Annotated in this window: 32 protein-coding genes and 1 tRNA gene; 17 read left to right on the top strand and 16 right to left on the bottom strand. The window is 64.9% G+C overall.

The features are described from left to right. Positions 1 to 150: 150 nt before the first annotated feature. Entirely contained in the window at positions 151 to 915 is a 765-nt protein-coding gene (locus MU521_RS11120; RefSeq protein ID WP_092692160.1) for an alpha/beta fold hydrolase, read from the top strand. Between the two features lie 8 nt (positions 916 to 923). On the opposite strand, the gene panB is transcribed toward MU521_RS11120, so the two are convergent. Then, positions 924 to 1,730 (bottom strand): 3-methyl-2-oxobutanoate hydroxymethyltransferase, encoded by an 807-nt coding sequence (panB, locus tag MU521_RS11115; RefSeq protein ID WP_092692162.1) that lies wholly within the window; start codon positions 1,728 to 1,730, stop codon positions 924 to 926. A gap of 156 nt (positions 1,731 to 1,886) precedes the next feature. Here panB and MU521_RS11110 point away from each other — a divergent pair, with 156 nt between their 5' ends. Continuing rightward, a complete protein-coding gene (locus tag MU521_RS11110) occupies positions 1,887 to 2,066 on the top strand; it encodes a DUF5822 domain-containing protein (protein WP_092692658.1) in 180 nt (59 codons plus the stop codon). Positions 2,067 to 2,169: 103 nt separating this feature from the next. On the opposite strand, the gene MU521_RS11105 is transcribed toward MU521_RS11110, so the two are convergent. Together MU521_RS11105 and MU521_RS11100 are read right to left on the bottom strand one after the other, a co-directional pair. Beyond that, positions 2,170 to 3,501 carry a hemolysin family protein gene (locus tag MU521_RS11105; protein WP_092692165.1) on the bottom strand — a complete coding sequence of 444 codons (1,332 nt, stop codon included), beginning with the start codon at positions 3,499 to 3,501 and terminating at the stop codon, positions 2,170 to 2,172. A 184-nt stretch (positions 3,502 to 3,685) separates the two neighbouring features. Continuing rightward, entirely contained in the window at positions 3,686 to 4,219 is a 534-nt protein-coding gene (locus tag MU521_RS11100; protein ID WP_217630149.1) for an HAD family hydrolase, read from the bottom strand. Between the two features lie 103 nt (positions 4,220 to 4,322). On the opposite strand from MU521_RS11100, the gene MU521_RS11095 reads away from it, so the two are divergent. Continuing rightward, complete coding sequence (locus MU521_RS11095) at positions 4,323 to 4,634, top strand: hypothetical protein (protein ID WP_092692167.1); 312 nt, start codon at positions 4,323 to 4,325, stop codon at positions 4,632 to 4,634. Here MU521_RS11095 and MU521_RS11090 read toward each other — a convergent pair. Both MU521_RS11090 and MU521_RS11085 read right to left on the bottom strand, forming a co-directional pair. After that, complete coding sequence (locus MU521_RS11090) at positions 4,631 to 5,755, bottom strand: acyl-CoA dehydrogenase family protein (RefSeq protein ID WP_092692170.1); 1,125 nt, start codon at positions 5,753 to 5,755, stop codon at positions 4,631 to 4,633. The genes MU521_RS11095 and MU521_RS11090 overlap by 4 nt on opposite strands. Before the next feature lie 57 nt (positions 5,756 to 5,812). After that, positions 5,813 to 6,316 carry a helix-turn-helix domain-containing protein gene (locus tag MU521_RS11085; RefSeq protein ID WP_092692172.1) on the bottom strand — a complete coding sequence of 168 codons (504 nt, stop codon included), beginning with the start codon at positions 6,314 to 6,316 and terminating at the stop codon, positions 5,813 to 5,815. A 164-nt stretch (positions 6,317 to 6,480) separates the two neighbouring features. On the opposite strand from MU521_RS11085, the gene MU521_RS11080 reads away from it, so the two are divergent. Both MU521_RS11080 and MU521_RS11075 read left to right on the top strand, forming a co-directional pair. Continuing rightward, positions 6,481 to 6,565: transfer RNA gene (locus MU521_RS11080), tRNA-Leu, on the top strand. A 482-nt stretch (positions 6,566 to 7,047) separates the two neighbouring features. Then, positions 7,048 to 7,308: a HalOD1 output domain-containing protein gene (locus MU521_RS11075; protein WP_139171111.1), complete on the top strand. Its 261-nt coding sequence runs from the start codon at positions 7,048 to 7,050 to the stop codon at positions 7,306 to 7,308. A gap of 94 nt (positions 7,309 to 7,402) precedes the next feature. Here the strand turns inward: MU521_RS11075 and MU521_RS11070 are convergent, their stop codons facing one another. Further along, entirely contained in the window at positions 7,403 to 8,038 is a 636-nt protein-coding gene (locus tag MU521_RS11070; RefSeq protein ID WP_092692176.1) for a response regulator, read from the bottom strand. Positions 8,039 to 8,524: 486 nt separating this feature from the next. On the opposite strand from MU521_RS11070, the gene MU521_RS11065 reads away from it, so the two are divergent. Then, on the top strand, positions 8,525 to 9,667 hold the full coding sequence (locus tag MU521_RS11065; RefSeq protein WP_092692179.1) for a S1C family serine protease: 1,143 nt from the start codon (positions 8,525 to 8,527) through the stop codon (positions 9,665 to 9,667). Between the two features lie 68 nt (positions 9,668 to 9,735). Further along, positions 9,736 to 10,296: a DUF420 domain-containing protein gene (locus tag MU521_RS11060; RefSeq protein WP_092692181.1), complete on the top strand. Its 561-nt coding sequence runs from the start codon at positions 9,736 to 9,738 to the stop codon at positions 10,294 to 10,296. A gap of 97 nt (positions 10,297 to 10,393) precedes the next feature. Here MU521_RS11060 and purF read toward each other — a convergent pair whose 3' ends face one another. From purF to MU521_RS11040, 4 genes are all read right to left on the bottom strand, one after another. Further along, on the bottom strand, positions 10,394 to 11,839 hold the full coding sequence (gene purF / locus MU521_RS11055; protein ID WP_092692184.1) for an amidophosphoribosyltransferase: 1,446 nt from the start codon (positions 11,837 to 11,839) through the stop codon (positions 10,394 to 10,396). A 24-nt stretch (positions 11,840 to 11,863) separates the two neighbouring features. Next, positions 11,864 to 12,037, bottom strand: coding sequence for a 50S ribosomal protein L37e (locus tag MU521_RS11050; RefSeq protein ID WP_077204960.1), 174 nt, complete (start codon positions 12,035 to 12,037; stop codon positions 11,864 to 11,866). After that, complete coding sequence (locus MU521_RS11045; protein ID WP_077204959.1) at positions 12,034 to 12,219, bottom strand: LSM domain-containing protein; 186 nt, start codon at positions 12,217 to 12,219, stop codon at positions 12,034 to 12,036. The genes MU521_RS11050 and MU521_RS11045 overlap by 4 nt, the downstream gene beginning before the upstream one ends. A gap of 96 nt (positions 12,220 to 12,315) precedes the next feature. Further along, positions 12,316 to 13,380 (bottom strand): M20/M25/M40 family metallo-hydrolase, encoded by a 1,065-nt coding sequence (locus MU521_RS11040; protein WP_092692186.1) that lies wholly within the window; start codon positions 13,378 to 13,380, stop codon positions 12,316 to 12,318. A 128-nt stretch (positions 13,381 to 13,508) separates the two neighbouring features. On the opposite strand from MU521_RS11040, the gene MU521_RS11035 reads away from it, so the two are divergent. The 7 genes from MU521_RS11035 to MU521_RS11005 all read left to right on the top strand — a co-directional run bounded on the left by MU521_RS11035 (position 13,509) and on the right by MU521_RS11005 (position 19,180). Beyond that, the gene (locus MU521_RS11035; protein WP_092692188.1) at positions 13,509 to 13,748 is read left to right on the top strand and encodes a hypothetical protein; all 240 of its coding nucleotides are present in this window, start codon (positions 13,509 to 13,511) and stop codon (positions 13,746 to 13,748) included. Between the two features lie 587 nt (positions 13,749 to 14,335). Further along, entirely contained in the window at positions 14,336 to 15,766 is a 1,431-nt protein-coding gene (sufB, locus tag MU521_RS11030) for a Fe-S cluster assembly protein SufB (protein ID WP_250864794.1), read from the top strand. A gap of 38 nt (positions 15,767 to 15,804) precedes the next feature. Continuing rightward, positions 15,805 to 16,134, top strand: coding sequence for a 4Fe-4S dicluster domain-containing protein (locus MU521_RS11025; RefSeq protein WP_092692195.1), 330 nt, complete (start codon positions 15,805 to 15,807; stop codon positions 16,132 to 16,134). 22 nt (positions 16,135 to 16,156) lie between these two features. Next, the gene (locus tag MU521_RS11020; protein WP_092692198.1) at positions 16,157 to 16,546 is read left to right on the top strand and encodes a hypothetical protein; all 390 of its coding nucleotides are present in this window, start codon (positions 16,157 to 16,159) and stop codon (positions 16,544 to 16,546) included. A 93-nt stretch (positions 16,547 to 16,639) separates the two neighbouring features. Next, positions 16,640 to 17,503 carry a 2-oxoacid:ferredoxin oxidoreductase subunit beta gene (locus MU521_RS11015; protein WP_092692663.1) on the top strand — a complete coding sequence of 288 codons (864 nt, stop codon included), beginning with the start codon at positions 16,640 to 16,642 and terminating at the stop codon, positions 17,501 to 17,503. A gap of 18 nt (positions 17,504 to 17,521) precedes the next feature. Then, positions 17,522 to 18,079: a TATA-box-binding protein gene (locus tag MU521_RS11010; RefSeq protein ID WP_284731908.1), complete on the top strand. Its 558-nt coding sequence runs from the start codon at positions 17,522 to 17,524 to the stop codon at positions 18,077 to 18,079. A 153-nt stretch (positions 18,080 to 18,232) separates the two neighbouring features. Next, complete coding sequence (locus MU521_RS11005; protein ID WP_092692205.1) at positions 18,233 to 19,180, top strand: zinc-dependent metalloprotease; 948 nt, start codon at positions 18,233 to 18,235, stop codon at positions 19,178 to 19,180. On the opposite strand, the gene MU521_RS11000 is transcribed toward MU521_RS11005, so the two are convergent. Then, on the bottom strand, positions 19,181 to 19,492 hold the full coding sequence (locus MU521_RS11000) for a DUF8527 family protein (protein ID WP_092692208.1): 312 nt from the start codon (positions 19,490 to 19,492) through the stop codon (positions 19,181 to 19,183). After that, positions 19,492 to 19,905 (bottom strand): nuclear transport factor 2 family protein, encoded by a 414-nt coding sequence (locus MU521_RS10995; RefSeq protein ID WP_092692210.1) that lies wholly within the window; start codon positions 19,903 to 19,905, stop codon positions 19,492 to 19,494. Before MU521_RS10995 ends, MU521_RS11000 begins: the two co-directional genes overlap by 1 nt. A gap of 155 nt (positions 19,906 to 20,060) precedes the next feature. On the opposite strand from MU521_RS10995, the gene MU521_RS10990 reads away from it, so the two are divergent. Both MU521_RS10990 and MU521_RS10985 read left to right on the top strand, forming a co-directional pair. Beyond that, positions 20,061 to 20,333: a hypothetical protein gene (locus MU521_RS10990; RefSeq protein WP_139171112.1), complete on the top strand. Its 273-nt coding sequence runs from the start codon at positions 20,061 to 20,063 to the stop codon at positions 20,331 to 20,333. A 103-nt stretch (positions 20,334 to 20,436) separates the two neighbouring features. Then, positions 20,437 to 20,727, top strand: coding sequence for a PadR family transcriptional regulator (locus MU521_RS10985; protein WP_092692215.1), 291 nt, complete (start codon positions 20,437 to 20,439; stop codon positions 20,725 to 20,727). A gap of 128 nt (positions 20,728 to 20,855) precedes the next feature. Here the strand turns inward: MU521_RS10985 and MU521_RS10980 are convergent, their stop codons facing one another. The 4 genes from MU521_RS10980 to MU521_RS10965 all read right to left on the bottom strand — a co-directional run bounded on the left by MU521_RS10980 (position 20,856) and on the right by MU521_RS10965 (position 24,286). Then, positions 20,856 to 22,010, bottom strand: a complete 1,155-nt coding sequence (locus MU521_RS10980; RefSeq protein WP_092692218.1) for an RNA-guided endonuclease InsQ/TnpB family protein — start codon at positions 22,008 to 22,010, stop codon at positions 20,856 to 20,858. Between the two features lie 2 nt (positions 22,011 to 22,012). After that, positions 22,013 to 22,402: an IS200/IS605 family transposase gene (tnpA, locus tag MU521_RS10975; RefSeq protein ID WP_092692665.1), complete on the bottom strand. Its 390-nt coding sequence runs from the start codon at positions 22,400 to 22,402 to the stop codon at positions 22,013 to 22,015. A 375-nt stretch (positions 22,403 to 22,777) separates the two neighbouring features. After that, the gene (locus MU521_RS10970) at positions 22,778 to 23,320 is read right to left on the bottom strand and encodes a hypothetical protein (protein WP_092692221.1); all 543 of its coding nucleotides are present in this window, start codon (positions 23,318 to 23,320) and stop codon (positions 22,778 to 22,780) included. Positions 23,321 to 23,386: 66 nt separating this feature from the next. Beyond that, positions 23,387 to 24,286 (bottom strand): DUF8159 domain-containing protein, encoded by a 900-nt coding sequence (locus MU521_RS10965; RefSeq protein ID WP_092692223.1) that lies wholly within the window; start codon positions 24,284 to 24,286, stop codon positions 23,387 to 23,389. An 81-nt stretch (positions 24,287 to 24,367) separates the two neighbouring features. Between MU521_RS10965 and MU521_RS10960 the strand changes: the two genes are divergently transcribed. Next, positions 24,368 to 24,757, top strand: a complete 390-nt coding sequence (locus MU521_RS10960; RefSeq protein WP_092692226.1) for a cupin domain-containing protein — start codon at positions 24,368 to 24,370, stop codon at positions 24,755 to 24,757. The last annotated feature ends 59 nt before the right edge of the window (positions 24,758 to 24,816 follow it).

Here is a 24,816-nt window from a genome sequence, read left to right as displayed (position 1 = left end):
AAGTTAGTCGCCATAGTAGATAAATCCTTTGTCGGGAAAACGGCAAAGGGCGTCGGGGTACTGTCTGAACGGCTGTGTTGCGGTTCAGCCCGAGGTGTGGATCAGGATCTCTCGCTGGGGTTTAAATCCCTGTCGGGAGAAGCGGTCGTCATGGCGACGGTGACACACGACGGTCGCGGGACGGCGTACTGGAGCGACGAGTCGACGGGCGGGCCGGTCGTCCTGTTCGTCCACGGGAGTGGCCAGCGCCACGACGTGTGGCGCAACCAGACCGGCAGCGACGGCTACACCGCAGTCACCGTGGACCTCAGTGGCCACGGCGAGTCCGAGGACGTGGCCACCGAAGCCGGCCCGGAGACGATGGCGGCATACGTCGCGGACGTGGCCGCGGTCGCTCGCGAGGTCGACGCCGACGTGATCGCGGGCCACTCGCTGGGCGGTGCGGTCGTCCAGACGCTCGTGTTGGAGGACGCCTACGACCCCGAGGCTGTCGTCCTCGCCGGCACTGGTGCCAAACTCGGCATCGGCGAGGACGTTGGCGCACTGCTGGGCGAGGACGTGGAACCGATCCTCCAGTTCATGCGGTCGGCAAACGTCCTGTTCGAGGACACCGACCACCCCGCCGCGGGGCCGACCGACGACCTCATGCGCGAGGTCGGCATCGAGATGTTGCGACGGGACCTCTCAACCTGTGACACCTTCGACGTGCGGGACCGACTGGACGAGATCACCGTTCCGGCGCTCTGTATCGTCGGCGACAACGACTCGCTGACCCCGCCGACGTTCTCGGAGTATCTCGTGGACAATCTCCCGAACGCCGAGTACGCCGAGGTCCCCGGCACGAGTCACATGGCGATGCTCGAAAATTCCGAGGCGTTCAACGACGGACTGGACGAATTTCTGGCCGACCTCTAATCTGCGACTCAGTACAGGTCGTCGACGTCTTCCTCGTAGTGGCTGTGTTCTTCGGCCGGGAACTCGCCGGACTCGACGGCGTCTTTGTACCCCGAGATAGCGTCCTGCATCTCCCCGCGCACGTCGCCGAAGGCCTTCGAGAAGGGAGCCACGCCTTCGCTCAGCCCGATCACTTCGTCGACGGTGAGGACCTGCCCGTCACACTCCGGACCCGCACCGATGCCGATGGTCGGGATGTCGAGGGCCTCCGAGACGGCCGCGCCGACGTTGGCCGGGACGTGTTCGAGGACGAGCGAGAACGCGCCCGCATCCTCGTGGCGTTCGGCCAGGTCCACGATCCGCCGGGCCGCCTCCTCGTCGGTCCCCTGCCGGAACAGGCCGGTCTCGTTCTCGCGCTGGGGCGTCAACCCGAGGTGGGCCTGGACGGGCACGCCGATCCGTGTGAGCCGACGCGTCAACTCGACGGTGTGGGGGCCGGATTCGAGTTTCACACCGTCGGCGTCGGCCTCTTTGAGCATCCGGCCGCAGTTCTCGACGGCCTCGTCCTCGTCGGCACCGAACGAGAGGAACGGCATATCAGCGAGTACCATCGCGTCTTGGGCGGCGCGCGCGACGGCGGCGGTGGCGCTCTCGATCTCGTCGACGGTGACGGGAAGCGTCGACTCGTAGCCCAGTCGGAGGTTCCCGATGGAGTCACCCACGAGGATCATGTCGACGCCGGCCGCATCGACCAGTTCGGCCGTCGGGGCGTCGTAGGCGGTCAGCATCGTGATCGGCTCCTCGCCCGCTTTCTCCCGGATGTCCTTCGCTCGCATACCTTCGAGTCGGTCGGCCGGGCCCCTAAACGTGTCCGATACTGGCAACGCGGGACCGACAGAGGCATATTCGGACCGTCCGGAGGGCCGGACGTGCCCATCGACCGCGAACCGGACGAAACAACCGACCCAGAGGGGGTCGACTACGGCTGGGTGATGCAGGTGACTTTCGTCACGACCATCGTCGTCGGCGCGCCACTGGTCGCCATGCTCGCGGTCGTCGTCGAACTGCAGACCTGGGCGGCCCGCGCGAACTTCGCCATCCGGGTCGGTGCCGTCGTCTGGTTCTGTACCGCCGTCGCGGTCTACCTCTATGCGCGCCGCGAGCAGACGTAGCCGTCTCCCGAGCGTGGACTTCCGAGGGACGCGAGTCGACCCGGTGTCGTGTCGAGTCTGCTGCGAGAGCGCTCGAACGGCCCCTCCGCGGAACTCCCCCTGCTCAGTTTTCCCCCGACTCCTCGGTCTCGCGTTCGTGCACCCAGACCGTCGAAATCCGGGCCCCGTCGACGCTCGTCACCTCGACCACGTGCCCGTCGACCTCGATGCTGTCCTCGCGTTCCGGTGCACGGTCGAGCTGTTCGAGTACCAGTCCGCCGATGGTTTCGACCTCGTCACTCCTGAAGTCACCCGCGATCACGTGGTTGATCTTCGACAGCGGGACGCCGCCGTCGACCTCGTACCCGTCCTCGTCGTGCGGGCGAATCGACGGTTCACGCTCGTCCGTATCGAACTCGTCCCGGAGGTCGCCGACGAGTGCCTCGACGACGTCTTCGACCGTCGCGACACCCTCGAACGCGCCCCACTCGTCGATGACCGCGACCATCTGTTGTTGCTCTTCCCGGAACTGCCGCAGGAGATCGCTCAGTGCCATCGTCTCGGGGACGATGACGATGTCGCGGGCGATGTCGCCCACCGACCCGGCGTCATCGTCCTCGACTTCGGCCCGGAGCACGTCCTTGACGTCCACGAACCCGGCCACCTGGTCGCCGTCGTCGGCATCGAGAACCGGATATCGCGTGTGGCCGGCCTCGAGAACGATCGACTGGAGGTCGGAGAGCGAGGCGTCCGCCGGAACGCTCACTACGTCGGGTCGTGGTACCATGACCTCCCGCACCACGATGTCGTCGAGATCGAAGACCCGCTCGATCATCTGCACTTCCGTCGTGTCGATGTCCCCTTCCTCGCCGGATCGAGTCAGGACCCGAAGGAGCTCCCGCTCGCCGAGCGTCTCGTCGGTCTCGGACGCGGGTGGCACGCCGAGCGCCCGGGTGAACGCGTTGGCGGCCCCGTTGAACACGACGATTCCCGGGTAGAGGATGTAGTAGAAGAACTTCATCGGCGGGGCGAGAAACAGGGAGAGTCGCTCGGTCTGGGAGATCGCGATCGTCTTCGGCGCGAGTTCACCGAAGACGACGTGGAGGAACGTGATGAGCGTGAAGCCGATCGCGAAGGCGACCAGATGGATGAGGTTCGACGGGAGAACCGACGCCAGCACGGGCTCGATGAGCGACGCCACGGCCGGTTCCCCGACCCACCCCAGGCCGAGCGAGGCGATGGTGATGCCGAGTTGCGTCGTCGCGAGATAGTCGTCGAGATTCGTCATCACTTCCTGGAGGGTCCCCGAACCGGTGGCTCCCTCCTCAACGAGCTGTTCGACCGACGTCCCCCGTATCCGGACGAAGGCGAACTCCGCGGCGACGAAGAAGCCGTTGAGTATCACGAGCGCCAGCGCAACGACGACCTGCGCCAGCGAGAGCGCGACGTTTACCATCGGTGGGGCCCGAAGTGGCGGTTGCTCGATTGTCGTGTGTCCATATCACCGCGTCTCGTTCCACCTACTAAACTTATGTAATGCGACGACGGACCACGCTTCGCCGACCGTCCGCTGGACTCCCGCCGTATCACCCATCCTAATTCCAGCAGCCAGCGACGATGCCTCGATCGGCGGGTGTCGGCTAGCGCTCTAGCTCACGCACGTACACGTAGTCCGTGCCCGCCCGTCGAGCCGTCTTCTCGTCGCGTTCGGAGTCGCCGACGAACAGCGTTCGCTCGGGCGCTGCACCGAGTCCCTCGACGGTCCGCAGGAGCGGTTCGGGATGTGGCTTCTCGGTCGCCACGGAGTCGCGCCCGACGATCACGTCGACGTGTCCGTCGAGGCCGTAGGTCTCCAGGGCGATCCGGCAGGCCGACTCGGCGTTCAGTGAACAGACGCCGACCGGCTGGTCAGCAGGGACCGTCCGTGCCGGCGGGAGTCGCCGCGACGCGCGCGCCCCTTCCCGCTCGAACTCGGCGATAGTCTCGTCGACCAGTCGCCGATACCCCGCCTCCTCGGACAGTTCGAGCAGCGTCCAGAGGTCCGCGCCGTCCACGTCGACGCCGCGGGGGCGCAGAACCGCGGCGACCTCTTCCCGCACTTCTTCCCAGTCCACGTCGAGGTGGACCAGCGTCCCGTCGAGGTCGTAGACCAGCGCGTCGTACTCCTGGATCACGGCCACGAGTAGGATCGGCCCGAAAATAGCCCCTTCGGTGATCGGTCACCCTGTCACGCCAGAACCCTTTCAGCCAGCCCACACGAACCGGGAATCCGAGGCCATGAACGAGTCCAACGCGAACGTTCTCCGCATCTGGTTCGTCTGGGAGGTCGGTCTCCTCCTCGTGCTGTTCGGTGTCGTCGCGGCGACGTTCGTCGGGATCGAGACGCCCGCCTCGCCGTACGACCGGGCGCTCAGACTGGGGGCGCTCGCGTTCCTGACCGTCGAACTGCTGATCCCGCTGTGGGTGTATCTCGACCTGCGTGGTCGTGAAGACGTGGGCGAGATCTGGCTGCACGTCTCGGCGATGCCCGTGGTCAACCTCTTCGGCTTGCTCGGGTACGTCGAAGCCCGCAATCGAAAGCGCGATTAGTTCAGTTCCTCGGCGATGACGCGCTTCTGGATCTCGGTGGTCCCCTCGTAAATCGTCGTCACCTTGGCGTCCCGGTAGAACCGCTCCACGTCGTAGTCTTTGGTGTACCCGTACCCGCCGTGGATCTGGACGGCCTCGTTGGTCACGTCGACGGCCCCCTCACTGGCGAAGTACTTCGCCATGCTCGCCGCGCCGCGCACGCTCTCGCCCGCGTCGGCACGCCGCGCGGCGTCCAGCGTCAACAGCCGACCGGCCTGCACCGTCGTCTGCATCTCCGCGAGTTTGTGCTGGATCGCCTGGAAGTCGCCGATGGGCTGGCCGAACTGCTCGCGCTCGTCGGCATACTCGACGGCGGCGTCGAGCGCCGCCTGCCCGAGACCGACCGACTGGGCAGCGATACCGATGCGCCCGCCAGTCAGGATCGACAGCGCGGCCGACAGTCCGTGGCCTTCCTCGGTCAGCCGGTACTCCGCCGGAATCCGCGCGCCGTCGAATTCCAGCGTCGTCGTGTCGCTCGCTCGCAGTCCGAGTTTGTCCTCCTTCTTCCCGACTCCCAGCCCGTCGGTGTCTTTCGGGACGAGAAACTGCGTGACACTCGACGGGTCCTCGCGGTCGGTCTTGGCGAACAGCACGACGACGCCCGAGCGCTCGCCGTTGGTGATCCACTGTTTGGTGCCGTCGATGACGTACTCGTCGCCGTCGCGGCGGGCCTCGGTCGTCATCTCGGCGGGGTTCGACCCCGCGTCGGGTTCTGAGAGCGCGAACGCGCCGACGGGTCGGCCGTCGACCATTTCGGGGAGCCACGCCTCGTGGAGCGACTCGTCGCCGAACTCGCGGATGCAGGAGGTCGCCAGACAGTGAACGGAGAGTGCGGTGGCGACCGCGAGCGCGCCGTAGGCGACGGCCTCGTTGACGAGGGCGTAGGTCACGCGATCGGCGTCGTACCCGCCGTACTCTTCCGGAACTGTGAGTCCGGTCAGGTCGAGGTCGGCCATTCCGTCCCACACGTCTTCGGGGAACTCGCCGGTCTCGTCGGCCTCACTGGCGACCGGGCGGATCTCGTCCTCGGCGAACGCCTGGACGCTGTCGCGGATCGCTTCCTGTTCGGGCGAGAGGTGCATGGCGCTAGCTGGTAGGCACGGAACAAAAACGAACGGGGCCGAGAATCGAGCGCCTGGTCAGGATTCTGCGAGTTCCACGCCGAGCCTGTCTTCGAGTTTGGAGATGACGGAGCCGCCGACGCCGGCCTGGGTGGCACGGCCCTGCTCGACGGCCAGCAGGTCGGCCTGATCGATGCCGAGTTCGTCGGCGAGTTCTTCGAGCTGGAGGCCAGCGTCCTGGCGCGCGTCGGTGAGCCGCTTGCCGTAATCGGTGACGAGGTAGGGCAACTGGTCGTCCTCGTAGTCGGTGCCTTCCTCCTCCCAGTGAGTCGGGTCGCCTTTGCGTGCGTCGTCGATGCGGGCGGCGTTCTGGGCCGCGCGGCGCTTGCGGTCGCTGTCGCTCCTGCTGTCGTCGTCGTCGGAACTACTGGTCGCGTCGTCGCCGTGCTGTGCGCAGTCCGCACAGACTTCGAGCTGGGCTCCGGCGACGTTTGCCGTCCGGAGGTCGGCGTCCTCCGTACCGCAGAGTTCGCAGCTCCCGCCGGCGTTTCCGCCCGCGCCGCCGGTCGAGTATTTGGCCATACGGGCGGTAATAGCTGCCCCGTATTTGAAAGGTCCGTTTCCGACACCACTGCTACCCCGGCATCACTCCCACCCGGTGATCCGATCCGACCGGTTCGCCGTCGGCAAACGAAAGCCCTTTTATCCGGCCACGGATACCGATGGAGTGCAGATAGATACACAGTGCGTGGGTAGCCAAGCCAGGCCAACGGCGCAGCGTTGAGGGCGCTGTCCCGTAGGGGTCCGCCGGTTCAAATCCGGTCCCACGCACTATCGACCGCACAAAACCTGCGCGGTCCGATGTGCACGGTCGGATTTGAATCAGGGAGCGTCTCTGACGCGACCGTGGTTCAAATCCGGTCCCACGCACTATCGACCGCACAAAACCTGCGCGGTCCGATGTGCACGGTCGGATTTGAATCAGGGAGCGTCTCTGACGCGACCGTGGTTCAAATCCGGTCCCACGCACTCATCCCGCGGGCGATGCCCGCGACCCGAGTGCAGGTGCATTCCCTTGGGACTGCACCCACGCATAATTCCTTTCCAAGTGCAATACAGGAGCCTCAGCACCGGAGGTCGTCGATAGGCGTGGTATCGAATTCTGCAGCGGCGTCGCTCCCTGGTTTACCATGCAGGATTCGAGAATTGGGGTGGCGTACAACGAGCGGTTCTTGCATGGGGGGTCACGGCCCGTGAGTGGGGAGACTCCGAGTTTCGTCCCTCCGTGAGACGGGGACCCCGACGTGTGGTACGTGACCGATTTCGACCCGCCGGTTGAATCAGCGAGCGGACAGGTGGTCGGGGTACTGGCAACGGTGAGCGAGAGCGGGCCGACCGAGCTACCAGTCCTTGCCGACACCATCGATCCGGACGCGCTCGACACGCTGTATACCAGTGCACGCACCACCGATCACGACCTGACCGTCTGCTTCAGGTACGCCGACCACGTCGTCTGCCCCCGGAGCGACGGGAGTATCGCGTGCCGTCCGGCTGGCGGCAGTGACTTCGAGTGAGCAGGCCCGGAATCGAAGATTCCCGTGTATCCGGGGTCTCATGCTCGATTCTGTATTGGTCGAGTGAGTCCCACCACGAACGGCGGCGAGTGACTCACTCCCCAGCTTCGTCCTCGTCGATGCCCGGGATGTCCGGCACGTCCCGGTCGCCCGAGGCGTCCATCTCGGTCACCTTGATCGTGCCCGACACGTCCGAAAAGTTCTCTTCGAGGTCGGACATGTCGACGCCGACCTGTTCGCGGCGGTCGTCGAGGCGTCGTTTGATCTTGGCGTATTCGTCGCTGGCTTCCAGTTCCGCGCTGGATTTCTCCTTTTCGAGTGTGGCTTTCTTCGAGACCAGCGCCAGGAACCGGCGGAAGTCGTCGTCGTAGGTCGCCCGCTCCAGCATCTCGCTGACGACTTCGTTGAGTTCCTCGCGCTCGATTGGCTTGACGAGGTACTCGTCGAAACCCATGTCGATGATGTCGAAGTCCGGGTCGACCGCGGTCAGCATGACGACCCGGCAGTCGAGCTGGCGGGACTCGATCTCTTCGAGGACGGCGTCACCGGATACTTCCGGCATCCGCCGGTCCAGCAACACCACGTCGACGGTCTCGTCGAGTTCGCCGAGCGCCTCTTTCCCGTCGTAGGCTGTCCGGACGTCGTACTCGTCCGACAGAAACGCCGTATACGTGTTCGCGATAGCCCTGTTGTCGTCCACGACGAGGACGACTGGAGATCCCTGACTCATCGCTCAATCACGCCGTACTGGCAGGCACCCGACAACACCACGGATTCGCGAACCATTCTTGTTCTTGGTATGACCGCAAGTCAAGAAATAGATTGGGGGAGATACGCGGTCCAAAGAAGGACTTGTTTCGGTGAAGCGGTAAATATCACTGAATCCTCTCTGATGTTTCCGGAACTGCGGTCCCCCTCGTGACTGGTTACGGTCCGACCCCGAGCCGATTTTGGCACCGGCGATTATCAGAATAGATAATAGCACAGGTACGTTTATTATCCACCTCCACAGAAGTAGATGTGCTGGCACAGTGGTGGCATGCTGATCCCACCACCTACCCACCCCACCCACCCACCCTACTTTCACCCCACCCCTCGTTCCCCCCACCCACCCCACACATCCCCTCCCTCACTCTTTCACTCTCGTCGAGTTGCAACCGTCGCGTTCGCTGATCGTATCGCTGGTCTTTATCAACCCCGCTCCTAACGGCTCTGTATGGGTAGTGAGCAGTTGACACGGCGACGGTTGCTGGCCGCGGCGACCGGCGTCGCTGCCGGTGTTGCCGGCTGTAACACCCCGCGATCGGGGACACCGGATTCGGGAAACGTCTCGAACCCGAAGGCGACGGAGTTGCTCAATTCGACGCCGGAATCGCAGTCGGTCTACACCGACGTGTACAGACAGACGATCGACTCGGTCGTCCTGATCCGCGTCTACGCGGACTCCCGGGGCCGAGTGGGCGAAGGGTCGGGATTCGTCTACGACGACGGCCGGTACATCGTCACGAACGAACACGTCGTGACCGACACGAGAGGCGCTATCTTCGAACCGGGGACCATCTTCGACGATATTCGTGTCCAGTTCACCGACGGCCAGTGGCGCACCGCCGAAGTCGTCGGCACCGACGCCTACAGCGACCTCGCCGTCCTCGAGGTCCCGGACGTCCCTGCCTCGGCGACACCGCTATCGCTCATCGGCGGCGAAGTCGCCATCGGCCAGCCGGTTATCGCGATTGGAAATCCGCTCGGCTACACCGGGTCGATGACCACGGGCGTAGTCAGCGGGGTGGACCGCTCTCTGCCCGCGCGCAACAACTTCCGCATCCCGGACGCGATCCAGACGGACGCGCCGGTCAACCCCGGTAACAGCGGCGGCCCGCTGGTGACGCTCGACGGGGAAGTCGCGGGCGTCATCAACTCGGGCGGCGGCGACAACATCGGCTTCGCCATCTCGGCCGCGCTAACCAACCGTGTCGTCCCGTCGCTGATCGAGACCGGTGACTACCAGCACTCGTTCATGGGTGTCAGCCTCACCAGCGTCACGCCACTGATCGCCGAGGCCGAGGGTCTCTCCGACGCCGACGGTGTGTACATCGCCGACGTGCGCCCGGACAGCCCCTCTAGCGGCGTCCTCCAAGGATCGAGCGGAAACACGACCATCGACGGCGTTCGGGTCCCGACCGGCGGCGACGTGGTCGTCGGGATGGGCGGGCAGACGATCCGGAGCCAGGAGGAACTCTCGACCTACCTCGCGCTGGTGACCAGTCCGGATGACACGATCCCCGTCGAACTCATCCGCGACGGGCGACGGATGACCGTCCAGCTCACGCTCGGCGAGCGACCCGCGCCGTACGCCTGAGCCGGGTCACGGCCGACCGCCCGCCGCGAACGGAAACGCACATTCCTGTTCGGACGCTATTCTCGGCCATGGAACTGCGCGCGCGAGACCGTGTCCCCGAGTTGACCGGCCTGCTGACCGTCGTGGCGCTCGCGCTGGTGTTCGGTGCCGTCCTCGGCGTGATCCCCCGGGCCGCGCTCCCCGTGGCCCCCGAGTGGTTTCTCGCAGCGATTCCCCACATCAACGCCGTCGTGAGCGTGCTCGCCATCGTCGTTATCCTCGCTGGCTGGCGCGCCATCCGCCAGGGCCAGGTGACGCGCCACCGCAACGCGATGCTGGCCGCCCTCGTGCTCTTTGCCACCTTCCTCGTGCTCTACCTCTACCGCGTGAGCCTCGAAGGCCCCACCGACTTCCCGGGCCCGACCGCGGTCGAGCAGTTCGTCTACTTCCCGATCCTCGGCATCCACATCCTGCTCGCCATCGTCTGTATCCCCCTGCTGTTCTACGTCCTCCTGCTGGCGTTGACCCGCTCGACGGGCGAGATTCCGACGACCAACCACCCCCGCGTCGGCCGCGTCGCCGCGACGCTGTGGCTCGTCTCGTTCGCTCTTGGGACCGTCGTCTACCTGCTGTTATACGTCTTGTACTGAAAGTCGGAGGCCTCGTTACGCTCACCCTCCCGACTCACGGCTCCCGCTGGTCACCGTTCGTCCATTCGCCGGCTCTCCCGTTCGGTCGAGCCGGCCGTCAGTCGTCCGCGCTCGCAGTCGTCCCGATGGCGGGCCGGTCGACCTCGCGGTCCTTGGCCTCGCCGTCGATGTCGTAGGGGTACTCCCCGGTGACACAGCCGAGACAGAGGTCGGCTTTGGACTTCGAGAGCGCGCCAGCCACGGCGTCGATAGAGAGATAGGCCAGCGAATCGGCTCCGATCTCGTCGCGGATGTCCGCGACCGACTGATCGGCCGCGATCAACTCCTCGCGGGAGGCCATGTCGATCCCCATGTAACACGGGGCGACGATGGGCGGCGCACCGATCCGGACGTGGACTTCCTCCGCGCCGGCGTCGTAGAGCAACTGCACGAGCTGGTTGGAGGTCGTCCCCCGGACGATGGAGTCGTCGATCAGCGTCACGGTCTTGTCCTCGACCGTCGACTTGATCGGGTTGAGCTTCAGTCGCACCGCCCGCTCGCGCTCGTCCTGAGTCGGCATGATGAAGGTTCGGCCGACGTAGCGGTTCTTCATCAGCCCCTCGGCGAACTCGACGCCGTCGGCGTCGTCGTCCTCGTTGGCCGCCTCGGCGTAGCCCGAAGCGAACGCCCGCCCGGAGTCGGGGACGGGCATCACCACGTCGGAGTCGATGCCGCTCTCGTCCCAGAGCGCGCGCCCGAGATCCCGGCGCACCTCGTAGACGAGTTCGTCGTCGATAACGGAGTCCGGTCGCGCGAAGTAGACGTGTTCGAAGAAGCAGTGAGCCGTGTTCTCGGGCTGGACGAGCTGATACGTGTCGTAGCCCGTGCCGTCGGCGTGGAGGACGACGAGTTCGCCCGGCCGCACGTCGCGTATCAACTCGCCGTCCAGCGTGTCGATGGCCGCCGACTCCGAGGCCAGCACGTAGCCATCTTCGAGTTCGCCGATACAGAGCGGCCGGTTCCCTTCGGGGTCGCGCACGCCCAGCACGGTGTCGTCGTGCATGATCGTCAGCGAGTACGACCCGTGGATCCGGCTCATCGTCCGCTTGACCGCGCGCACGAGGTCCTCTTCGAGGAGGTTGCGCGCCAGATCGTGAGCGATAACCTCCGTGTCGCCGTCGGAAGTAAAGGCGTGGCCCAGTTCCGCGAGCTGATCGCCCACCTCGTCTGCGTTGACGAGGTTGCCGTTGTGGCTCAGTCCGAGCGAGCCACTCTTGAACGAGACGGAAAAGGGCTGGGCACAGGAGGCGTTGACGCCCCCTGCGGTCGGGTATCTGACGTGCCCGATCCCGTGTGAGCCGTTCAGGTCTTCGAGGTCACCCTGCTGGAAGGCGTCGCCGACGAGCCCCATCTCGACGTGGGAGTGCTGTTGAAACCCGTCGTGGGTGACGATGCCGGCCGACTCTTGGCCGCGGTGCTGGAGGGCGTACAGAGAATAGTAGAGCGGGCGGGCGGCGTCTCGGTCTTCTAGCGATACGCCGACGACGCCGCACTTCTCGTGCATGGTGGATGGTGAGGTGTCCGTCCGTTACTCGCCCGACTTCTCCTGCCAGGCGTAGTCACGGCGCTTGGCGGATTTGCCGAAACCACAGGACGAACAGACTTTCTTTTTCGTGTGATACGACTTCTCGCCACACCGACGACACTTCGTGTGTGTCGTGGTGTTTTTCTTCCCCTGACTCGGGGTTCCTGCACCAGTCATGGGTTGATCGAGACCACGTTATCGCCGCGTATAATCGTTGTGTCTTCACCTTCCTCGATGACCAGGTTCATGTGCTGGTCGTAGCCGGTGAGCTCTCCCTCGTACATCTCGCCCCCTTTCAGTTGGACCGTCACACTCGAACCGAGTGCCGCTTCGAGGACATCCAGCGGTCGTCCACTCATACCGAAACCGGGTGCAGACGCACGTATAAACGTACCGCTATTCCAACGGCCGGAACGTGCCTCCGATCCGGTTTTCCAGCACTGACCGGTGGCTGCCTACGGCTCCACCGCGTAGGGGGCGAACTCCTCGGCCCGTTCCACGGCCGCCGCGACCACGTCGACGGCACCGGTCAGATCGCTCGTGTCGATTACTTCGACCGGCGTGTGCATGTACCGGGTCGGAATGCCGACGTTGACAGAGGGGATGCCGCCGCGCTGGACGAAGATGGAATTCGCGTCGGTCTTGGTGGTGTTGCTCGCCGCCTCCAGCTGGACCGGAACGTCCACCTCGTCCGCCACGGTCCGGAGCGCGTCGACCAGTTTCGGATGGTCCGGGAGCCCGCGCCGGATCGACGGCCCCTCGCCCAGTGCCACGTCCACGTCGCGCTTGGCGGCCAGCCCGGGCGTGTCCGTCGCGTGGGTCACGTCCACGACGACCGCGGCGTCCGGATCGAGGTCGAACCCGATCATCTGCGCGCCGTTGCCGCCGACCTCTTCCTGGACCGTGCTGACCGCCTTCACTGTCGCATCTACGTCGTTCTCGACCGCGTACCGGAGTACTTCCGCGGCGCTCCAGGTGCCCACGCGGTTGTCCATCGCGCGGCCGGTGAGCCGGGCCCCTTCGAGGGCTTCGACGCCGGAAGCGACGGTCAGGGGGTCACCAACGTCGACGAGTTCGCGCGCGTCGTCGCCGTCCTCCGCCCCGATGTCGACGTACTGCTCGGTGATCTCGGCCACCTCGTCGTCGTCGCCGTCGCGCAGGTGGATCGCCGTCTGGCCGATCACGCCCGAGACCGGGCCGTCGTCGGTGCGGATCGTGACCTGTTGCCCGCGGGAGACGGTCTTGTCCGTCCCGCCGACCCGCGAGAGGTGGAGAAAGCCGTCGTCGTCGATCCGGCGGACGACGAACCCGATCTCGTCGCCGTGCCCCGTCACCACGACGGTCGGTGCGTCGGGGTCGCCCTCGTGGACCGCGACGGCGTTGCCGTACGCGTCGGTTCGCACGTCGTCGGCCACGTCCGAGCAGTGATCGATCCAGACCCGTTGGGCGGCGGTCTCGAAGCCCGTCGGTGCGCCAGTCTCCAGCAATTCGAAGAGGAATTCTCGTCGTCGTCTGTCCATACCGTCCTCTGCACCGGCCCGAACATGAACCCGGCGACCGACTCGTGCGAGTCGGCCCCGTCGAGTCGACACCGAGGTATCTTCGTCGTCTCCCCAAACCGTAAGCCGGCTCGCGTGGAATCGTCAGTATGGCCGACATCACACTGTTCGAGCTCCACCTCGACGACGCAACGTTCTCCAACTCCGCACCCTTCGTCGGCGGCGAGGAGGGAGCCGAGGCCGACGACGCCGACGAGTCCGGTGGCGCGGCGGGGAAGCTGTTCATTCTGCTGGCGCTGGGTGCCATCGTCGGGTTGGCCTGGCTGGTCTCGCGGAGCGAAGTCGGCGAGGAGATCGAGATCGACGAGGAGGTCGAACTGCCGAGCTGACGAACCCCGTCCAAAGACTCCACGTTTCGGTTGGTCGCTAGACACCCGTCTCAGCCTTCGAGGCCGGCGTCCGCGAGCGAGTGCGTGTGGTGCCACACCGCGACCACTTCGTCCGTGTCGAACGTGAGGACACCGTCGGTTAGCTGAATCCGCACCCTCACATCCTCTATCGCCGACCTCGCTGACCACCTCTCTGCACTTCTGTACGGTATCGCCGCCTGATTTCGGCCCGTCTGGAGTCGACGTACATCCACGCCTTCGCCACCGCCTGACCGGCTGGCCGCCGTCGTCGATCAAAACTCGCGTTCTCTCAGTCCGGATATCTACTCGCCCGCAAGTTCTGTCGCTCCTACGGTGAAACCAACGACCCCGGACAGAGTCGTGGACACTTTCGGTTACACGTCTCCCGTAGTCCGTTCCCGTGCGCTCGAGCAACCAGCGCCCGACCACCGCTCGCGACACCGGACAGCGACTACCATCCGCCGATCGTGAGTATATTTTTTCGTTACCAAAAGGTAACCATGATCAGTTACGAAATCCCCTTTCCGTTACCTAGACTTTTCACGTCTCGACCCAAACCACGAAGTATGAGTTCAGATCAAGACCATCTCAGAGAGACGGACACGGAGAAGCGCTTCGAGTTCAAGAAAGAGGAGAACTCGGCTTTCGAGGCAGAGAAGGGCCTCACCGAGGAGACCATCCGTGTCATCAGTGAGGACAAGGACGAACCGCAGTGGATGCTCGACCGGCGACTCCGTGCGCTCGAGCAGTTCCAGGAGATGCCGATGCCCGACGACTGGCCGGGCGCGCCCGACCTGAGCGAGGTCGACGTCGACGAAATCGTTCCCTACATCCGCCCGGACATCGAGACGCGCGGGGGCGCCGAGAATTGGGAGGACCTCCCCGACGAGATCCAGGACACCTTCGACAAACTGGGCATTCCCGAGGCCGAAAAGAACGCCCTCTCGGGCGTGGGTGCCCAGTACGAATCGGAGATCGTCTACCAGAACATGCAGGAGCGCTGGGAGGAGAAAGGCGTCATCTTCTGTGACATGGACAAGGCCGTCCAGGAGCACGAAGAGATCGTCAAAGAGTACTTCATGACCAAGGCGGTGCCGCCCAGCGATAACAAGTTCGCGGCGCTGCACGGCGCGATCTGGTCGGGCGGGTCGTTCGTCTACGTCCCCGAAGACACAAACGTCGACATGCCCGTGCAGGCGTACTTCCGGATGAACTCCGACGGGATGGGCCAGTTCGAGCACACGCTGATCGTCGCCGAGGAGAACTCCGAAGTCCACTACATCGAGGGCTGTTCGGCGCCGAAGTACTCGGCGTTCAATCTGCACAGCGGCGGGGTCGAAGTGTTCGTCAAGGAGAACGCCCACGTCCAGTACTCGACGGTGCAGAACTGGTCGAAGAACACCTACAACCTCAACACCAAGCGCGCCATCGCTGAAAAGGACGCGACGATGGAGTGGGTGTCGGGGTCGATGGGGTCGAAGGCGACGATGCTGTACCCGTCGACGATCCTGAAGGGCCCGGGCGCGACGGACAACCACATCACGATCGCGATGGCTGGCGAAGGCCAGAACATCGACACCGGCGCGAAGGTCTACCACAACGCGCCGGACACGAAGTCGACTATCGAGTCCAAGTCGATCTCGAAAGACGGCGGCCGGACGAACTACCGCGGCCTGGTCCACATGGCAGACGGCGCGGAGAACTCCTCCACGTCGGTGGAGTGTGACGCGCTGATGTTCGACAACGAGTCGACCAGCGACACGATGCCGTACATGGAGATCCAGGAGAACAAGGTCGACGTGGCCCACGAGGCGACGGTCGGAAAGATCGGCGACGAGGACGTGTTCTACCTCGAATCACGTGGGCTGGACGACGACGACGCCAAGCAGATGATCGTCGCTGGCTTCATCGAACCGCTCACGGAGGAACTGCCCATCGAGTACGCGGTGGAAATGAACCGGCTCATCGAACTGGAGATGGAGGGCTCGCTCGGGTAGTGACCGGTCTCGACTGATCAAGTTTCAGAGGACACACGATGGCAATCGATCCAAAATTCGAGGAGAACCGCGACGTCGCCGACGAACACGAGGACCACCGAGTCTGGGGTCCGGTCGACGAACCGGAGCAACTGGGGATCCACGGCACGCACGTGGCCGTGGACTTCGACATCTGCATCGCCGACGGCGCGTGTCTGGAGGACTGCCCGGTCGACGTGTTCGAGTGGGTCGACACGCCCGACCACCCCGAGAGCGAGATCAAGGCCGACCCGGTCAAAGAGGAGCAGTGCATCGACTGCATGCTCTGTGTCGACGTTTGCCCGGTCGACGCCATCGACGTCGATCCGGGACGCGCGGGGCGACTCTAGCGTGTCCGGAGACCGATCGCCGATGCTGATACCACTACAATGCTACCGGTGCGGGACCCACTACGAGTACCTCGGGATGTCACCACATCCGGCCCGGTGTACGGCGTGTGGATCGTCGTGCGTTCCGCCTGCCGGCACACTCACCGTCGTAAACAGCGTCCACTGGGAGAGCGCCAACGGCCTCTCGAAAGTCTGGGTCCACGCAACCGACGAACGTGACCGTCCGTTCGAATTCGAGGTCGCCGCACACGGCACGCGCGGCAAACTGACCGCGATCAAAGTCGACGGCACGTCGGTCGATCCACAGCTGGACGAAACGTTCGAGCAACTTCCGCCGGCGGTCGCGGCCGAAATCGAACGCCGGGGAGTCGAAGACGTCGAAGCTGCGAAAATCGAGAACTCGAAACGATGACTGTAGACCGAACCACGGGACAGACGACCACGACGAGTATCGCGCCGCCGAATCACGAATCCGCCCGCCAGACCGGAGGTGTTCACTGACCCGATGAGCTCCGAGATCAGATTCACGGACTTCAAATCCGACAAGCAGCCCACGTGGTGTCCCGGATGCGGTGACTTCGGGACGATGAACGGCATGATGAAAGCGCTGGCCAACACCGGCAACTCCCCGGACGACACGTTCGTCGTCGCCGGGATCGGGTGTTCGGGGAAGATCGGCACCTACATGCACAGCTACGCGCTCCACGGTGTCCACGGTCGCGCACTGCCCGTGGGCATCGGGACGAAGCTGGCCAACCCCAACCTGGAAGTGATGGTCGCCGGCGGGGACGGCGACGGCTACTCGATCGGTGCGGGCCACTTCATCCACGCGGTGCGCCGGAACGTCGACATGACCTACGTCGTCATGGACAACCGCATCTACGGCCTGACCAAGGGCCAGGCCTCGCCGACCTCGCGTGAGGACTTCGAGACCGCGACCTCGCCCGACGGGCCGAAACAGCCTCCGGTCAACCCGCTGGCGCTGGCGCTGGCGGCGGGCGGGACGTTCATCGCCCAGTCCTTTAGCTCGGACTCCCAGCGCCACACCGAGATCGTTCAGAAAGCAGTCGAACACGACGGGTTCGGCTTCGTCAACGTCTACTCGCCGTGTGTCACGTTCAACGACGTGGACACCTACGACTACTTCCGGGACACCATCGTCGACCTCGGCGAGGCCGACCACGACCCCACCGACTACGACGACGCCAAGGGGAAGATTCTGGACGCCGACAAGGAGTACCAGGGCGTGATCTACCAGGACGAGGGCTCGGTGCCCTTCGACGAGCGTGAAGGGCTGACCGACTCCATGGCGGACATCCCCGACGGCGCGCCCGACGAGGCGATGGATCTCGTCCGGGAGTTCTACTGAATTCGACGAGCCACGATAATGTCACTTCAACAATCGGTCTCCGTCGAGAACGTCGTCGCGTCGACAGATGTGGGGCGAGAACTCGACCTCGAAAGCGTCGCGCTGGACCTGGACGGGGTTGATTACGACCCCGAAGCGTTTCCGGGCATCGTCTATCAGACGGACGAACCCGACGCGGTCGCACTCGTATTTCGGTCGGGGAAGGTCGTCTGTACTGGTGCGGCAAGCGTCGACGCAGCCCGTGATTGCGTCGAGATCCTCTTTACGGAGTTCGAGACACTCGAGATCCCGACACCGGAGGAGCCGTCGATCACGGTTCAGAACATCGTCTCATCCGGGGATCTCGGAGAGGCGCTAAATCTCAACGCCATCGCCATCGGGCTTGGCCTCCAGGCGGTCGAGTACGAACCTGAACAGTTTCCGGGGCTGGTCTACCGACTCGACGATCCGGACGTCGCGATGCTCCTGTTCGGATCGGGCAAGGTCGTCGTTACCGGCGGCACGGATCCGTCGGACGCACCTATGGCGCTGGAAACTATCGGTTCGGAGCTCGAATCACTCGGGTTGCTCGGGTGACCGGCTCGTGGTGGGCATCGGAGTTCGGCGCTGACGGTCAACACGACGACAAATGGCAGTCGGCGCCGGAGTCCACGGAGAGCCACTCCGTACGGGTGAGTCCCGACGGCCTTCGGGAGAAGACCTTTTTACCGGTCCCCTCTTGACCGGAGTATGGGTCTCTTTCGTAGCGTCCAGGCGGTCACGGGAGCCTCCGGAACGGGTCCGGTCGACTGGACCGCAGTCGCCGAGGCGGCCAAGGCGTCGACCGAGCCTGGTTCTATCGCACTCTCGACCGAGAAACAGGAGGGGTACGCCGACGACGTGCGCGAGGCGCGCGGCCGCATCCGGGAGGTCGCCGCCATCGACTTCGACGTGCCCGAGTCCATCGAAATACAGAACCGCCATCACTGGATCGACGCCAACATCGACACCTTCCGGCGCGTCATGGCCCCGCTGGGCGAGCAGGTCGGGCTGATTCCAGGCATGGCTCGCATGGTCAACACCGGCACGATGTCCATCGCGCTCGCCTTCCTCGGCAACAACGTCCTCGGGCAGTACGACCCCCTCTTGCTCGCCGAGAACGACGCCCACTCGCTGTACTTCGTCCACCCCAACATCAGCAAGGTGGCGACGATGCTCGACGTACCGGAGCCACGGTTCCGCCGCTGGATCGCGTTCCACGAGGTCTCCCACGCCGCAGAGTTCGGAGCCGCTCCGTGGCTCGCCGACCAGTTGGAGGCCGACCTCGAACGCGCGGTCGACGCCCTCGGCGAGGGCAGTCTCGACCGGGAGGCGCTGGGGAGTCTCGACACCACGATGACTGCCGTCGAGGGCTACGCAGAGCTCGTGATGGATCGGGCCTTCGACGGGGAGTATGCCGACCTGCGACGGAAACTCGACGAGCGCCGACAGGGGCGTGGCCCCGTCTCGCAACTCGTGCGCCGCCTGCTGGGGCTGGGCATGAAGCGTCGCCAGTACGAACGTGGCAAGCAGTTCTTCGAAGCCGTGGCCGACGAGCGCGGTGTCGAGGGTGCCTCGGCGGTCTGGGAGCGGCCCGAGAACCTGCCGACGGATACCGAACTCGACGACCCGGGCGCGTGGCTCGACCGCGTCCGCTGACTACTGGTTGCGCTTCTCCCTCGGTCGCTGGTCGCGCTCCTCGCTCTCGAAGCGCCGTTCCAGATGTCCTTCCGACTCCGACCCCCGCTCGGGGGCGTTCTGGTCGCGGAAGCTATCCGCGCTGGGAATGGCGAACTGCACGAGCAACGTGCCCGCAAAGAGCCCGCCCACGACGGCCCCAGCGAGGACGACAGGAGTTGGATCGCCCTGAAGCGTGATCAGCCCTGCCGACACGCCGACGAGGACGACGAATCCGATCTTCAGCCGCCGAGTGAACGACTGGCGTTCGTCGTTCGACACCGGGCCGACCATCAGATCTCACCCGCCGTGCTGACGTGCATCCCAACGAACTGCCAGTCCCCGGGCGCGTCCTCCGGCGCTCCCGCCCTGTCGCGGCGTTCGAGCGTCCCGCTCCAGCGCGTCTCGAATTCGTAGCGGATCTCTCGCTCGGTGTCGGTCCAGCTCATGTCCACCGCGTCGCTGAACCAGGCGTGGCGCTCCCGTTCGGTCGTTCGAAGGGCGGTACTCTCGACTGCCCAGTCGACGGTCGTCGCGGTCTGTTCGCGCAACCCCTGCCGTATCTCGTCGGTCCCGACCAGTCGCTCCGAGATACCGAATTTGACGACCGGGCCGTCGCCCGACTGCTCGTCGGCGAAGAAGGGGCCCAGCGGCTCACCGGCCCGGAGCGCGTCGTAGTACGACCGGATCGTGTCGGCGGCGTCCATGGCAGTGTGGTGGCGGTGCCCGGACTTCAGTTCCAGGTTTCGGGCTGGATGCCACCCCAGTCACAGCGACACGTCTATCAGCCAACTGATCACATACCCCCGCATGAGCAACTGGCCGAGCGGGGGTGGGTGGCGATGACCGGGGCCGTCCCTTCGTGGACCGACCGCCACCGCATCGCGGCCTTCCTGCTGATCACCACCCCGCGGGCATGGCCGTGCTGGCTCCCGGCGGCGTGCCCGACCCGTGGCTGACCTTCCTCACGGAGATCACCGGCGCGATTCCGCTGGTCGCACTCGTCGTTCTCGTGGTCCTGCTCTACGGCCGCGACACCCTCGCGAACCGTTCGGTCCCGGGGCCCGAGGTTCTCGGCCTCGGCTCGAGGGCCGACTCGACTGCCCAGTCTTCGGGCACGATCACTGGCGAGTGAGTCCGTTCGGCGGCCCCCGAAACTGCGACGCTGCGTCCGGCAGGGACGGCGAAACTTTCCGACAGACGATAGATTTAATTTAATCAGGTAGGTATAACGATGTGTGTACGATCTGACTGGATTCCAGCGTGATCTGCTGTACGTCATCGCCGGGTACGACGAACCGCACGGGCTCGCAATCAAGGACGCCCTCGAGGAGTACTACGAGGGCGAGATCCATCACGGCCGGCTCTACCCGAACCTCGACACCCTTGTCGAGAAAGGCCTCGTCGAGAAAGGGAAGAAAGACCGCCGGACGAACGTCTACAACGTCACCAAACGGGGTCGCCGCGAACTCGAAGCACGCCGCGAGTGGGAAGACCAGTACCTCGGAGAGAGTACGATCCTGGCCTGATCACCGGGACGCAATGTCGATCACGCGGCCCTGCCAGGCATGGAATTCCCCGTCCGGAAGGTGCCACGTCACCGCACCCGCAATCGGGACGGACACGCCGTCGTGTGTCGCCTGACCTCCTCCCACGGCTAAAGCCGTGGGGTTCCCCCACTGGGGGTTGAACCCACGGATACGGAGAGGTTCGCAGGTTCGTCGTCGCGTGGGACGATGACCTGCGTTTCGGGCCGTGCCAGTACGGCCCCCGCCTCGGACAGCGGTTTCGAGAACTTGCCCAAGGCTCGTTTGCCAATATTCAGCGCACCGTTCTTGTCGGCGTTGTCGTCCAGCCCACACTCGGGACACTCAAACCGCCCCTGCGTCTCACGGATGCCCTCGCAAGCACAGCGGTTGCACGTCTTCGACGTATCGTACTCTTCGACCAATTGCACGCCGATGCCTGCGTCGTAGGCTTTGTACTCGATGTAGTTGAGCAGGCGGGCGAACGGCATCTTGTGGGTCTTGTCGTTGACGTACCGCCCTTTGTCGTTGTCCTTGCGAATCCCGCCGAGGTCGCCCACGACGATGATTGCGTTCCGTTCTTCGGCGTCTTCCACGATTTGGCGAGCAATCTTGTGGAGGCGGTCGTCCACCTTCCGCGCTTCCGCGTCCCCGATACGCTCGACCACTTGCTGTCCCTGTCGGGGTTTTGCTTTCCCGATGGACTTCCGCAATTGCTTGTAGTGTTCGCGGATACGACGCACTTCCTCGCCGTAGAACATGGTTTTGCGGTCAGAGAGGAACGCGCAGGTAGCGACCCACCGTGCGCCCATGTCGATAGCCAGCACGTCGTCGTACTCGTCTTGGACGGTCACAGACCGCTTCACGACGAGATGAACGTACCAGTCACCGTCACGGCGCACCAGTTCACTGTCCCGAACATCGCCCTCACGGACGAGTTGTTCGTCCTTGTGTGGGACGTAGGCGGGACACCAGATGGAGTTGCCCCGTCCGCGCTCGGGGTCGTAGACGGGAACTTTGACCCACCACGACGAGAGAACGGTGTCTTCGTCGTGAGCGACGTCGAACACGTCGTTGCGGAGGACGACGGGCTGTTCGGTGTCGGGGTTCGGGTCTTTCTGTCGCTGGACTTTCGATGCCTGCTGGTCGGTCGCGGAGTAGAGGGTGGCGTCTCCACCGTGTACCTCGGTCTGGAACGCCTCGTACTCACGGGCGAGCAGGTCGGCTTTCCTGTTGGTCAGCGAGTGGAGTTTGACCCGCACCGTGGTTGAGACGGTCCGTTGCATAACTACTCACCTGCCTGGGCGTCGATGTACTCCTCGATGACTTCGCTGGATACGTCACCCGCAGTTGAGACGAAGTACGAGCGCGTCCACAGTGAGGGGAGGCCGAAGTCGAACTCGTCGCGGAGGTGGCGCGAGGAGTAGCCCTTGACCTGTTGCATTATCTTGTTCGGCGCGAGTGTCGGGTCGCCCGTGATGAACAAGTGTACGTGGTCGGGGCGAATCGCCAACTCCAAGATTTCGAGGTCGAGTTCGTCGGCCTTCTCCTCGATGAGTTCTTCGAGACGGTCACGTACCTCACCCTCAAGCACCGATTTGCGGTACTTCGGACACCAGATGAAGTGGTACTGGAGTTTGTGGATGTTGGTACGTTCCCTGTCGAACCCACGAGGCATCGTCAGCATATAGAAGTTGCTCACCTAAAGATGTTACTTAGACATCTAACCCCAGCCGTGGCTATGGGCGTGGAGAGATTCCCAGTTGTCGGCTTTATCCCACCCCTGAAGGGGTGGGCTTTCGCCTCGCTACCGCTGTAAAAACACCAAACCGAAAAAATACCGTTCCGCACTACCTGTCGGGAATTTTATTTCCGAGGGACAGGCGGATGCAGCTGGGAGCGCCCGGGGAACGTCCGTGTACGGAGCGGGGAGTGGCGTCGTGAGCGCTACCGCAACCTGGTGGTTCTCCGGTGCCGAGGTCGAGACGGGGGCCAGCGACGGCTGTGCGGTGATGCGGGATATCTAAGCTATCTCCGCTCGATCGGCCGCTGACTACTCGAACCCGCGGCTCACGGTGTCTTCGACCAGATCGTCCAGTTCCGCGTCGAGCAGTTCCTCGGCCTCCTCGAAGGTCGCCGAGAGGTCGTCGAGTTCACCGGGCCGGTCGTCGAACTCGATGTCCGCGGGACCGAAGGCGGGGCTGTCTAGCGTCTCCATCACGTCGTCGAACAGCGCGTCCGGAGTCGTCGGAGCGTCGGCGTGTGCCTTCAGGACTTCCTCCAGTTCGGAGACTTTGTCCTCTGCGTCGTCCTCCTCGATTGGTTGCTGGACGCCGAAGCGGCCCGAATCCTCGCTCGGGAACAGGTCGTCGAGGTCCTCGTCGATGCGCCGGGCGACGCGGGTCCCGACGCCCTGGACCTCGAACGGATTCTTCGCGTAGGTCTTGAGCTGGTAGACGGCGGCGTCAGGGTGGCCGACGTACAGGTCCTCACCGATGCCGTCGGCGCGGTCGCCACCCACGGCCCGCCACCCACCCGGGTCCGCGTCGCTCTCCACGACGTCCTCGAGGATGTCCTGCCAGTCTCTGACGCGCATAGCTACTCGATTCGTGGGCCTCGGCCGCCGAAAACGTGTCGATAGCAGCTGGCTCGCACCGCCGGATCACCCGAGGAGTCGCCCGCCCTCTGCCAGAAAGCGTCGCTCGGCGAGGGTCACGTCGGCCTCGCCAGCCGAGACGTTCGCCGCGAAGTCCGCGTCGGCCCGGTACCAGCCCACGAACTCGCCGTCGCGGTCCCGGATCGAAAGTTCCAGCGCCGCCGTCTCCCAGTCGGCCGTCGCCGACCCGTACGCCGCGACGACTTCGGAGAGCGCCGAGCGCAGGCGCTCGCGGTCGGCGGCCGGCGCACGCACGGTCATGAAGACGGTCCGGTTGCGGGTCGACGCGCCGGCGACGTTCACCGCCGTCCGGTCGGCCGTGTTGTAGAAGTCGGTCAACTGTCCGCTTCGCTCCGGATACTGCCCGTCCGAGCCAGTCCGCTCGAGCGTGGCTCGGAGTCGCGAACTGAAGGTTTCCGCCGAGATCGTCCCCCGGAAGTACTGCAGCGGCCACGACGCGGGCATCCGGTAGCGGGCGAGCGCCCCACCGTCGGCACCGACCGCCAGCGCGTCCATCTTGGTGGCGGCCCAGGTCGAGTCGTTCCGCCAGGTCCGGTTGACCGTCCCGCCGTAGGCCAGCCCCAGGACGTACGCATCCCGGAGCAGGCGGCCGTCGTTCGAGACGTACGTCACCCGGAACGCGCCGTTTGCCGTCGTGACCGACCGGACGGGGAACTGCGAGGTCGACAGTCCCTCGAGGAAGGCTCGGCCGCGCTCCGTGTCGGCGCTCGACGGGGGCGCGGGCGTTACCGCCGGCGGCGTCGGCGTCCCGTCCTCGTCGTCGAGGTCCGGCGTCGGGAGCGGCGTCGGGTCGCCGCCGAAGTCGCCGCTGGGGCCGCTACAGCCCGCCAGCACCAGCAACACCGCCAGCACACCCGCCGTGACCACCCGTCGAGCCCGTCGCATGATTCGGGATAGCAGTCGGGTAATAAAAAGCCTGGCCGATCCTCCGTCGGTTTCAAGCCGACCGGGGTCGGCCGGAGTCGTATGGAGTACGAGGTGGTGGATCTGGACGATGTCGACGAGATCGAGATGGCGGGGATCGATCAGTTCCCGGCCGGGCACAAACAGCTCACCGCGGCGCTGGGTCTCGAAGAGAGTCACCTCAACGTGTGGCGCTACGAACCCGGTGACAACACGGCGTTTCACGCCCACCGGGAACAGGAGGAAGTGTTCTACGTGCTAGAGGGTGAGTTCGAGGTGACGCTGGGCGACCCCGACGACCCCGAGACCCGGACCATCGGCCCGGGGACGGCCTACGCCGCCGGCCCGGAGGTCGGACACGGCCACGAGTACCTCGGTGACGACGAGGGGCTGGTGCTGGCCATCGGCGCGCCGCCCGTCGACGACACCTTCCGCGACCCCGAGACCCTCTAGTCGTAGGGCCGGTCCGTCCCCGCAGTAAGTCGAGCGTACCGAGAGCGACTCGTCCATCG

The sequence above is a fragment of the Halorientalis regularis genome (assembly GCF_023698535.1).
GTDB classification, from domain to species: Archaea; Halobacteriota; Halobacteria; order Halobacteriales; family Haloarculaceae; genus Halorientalis; species Halorientalis regularis.
Note: the sequence above shows the minus strand (reverse complement) of the source record. Positions and strands in the feature narration are given on the sequence as shown.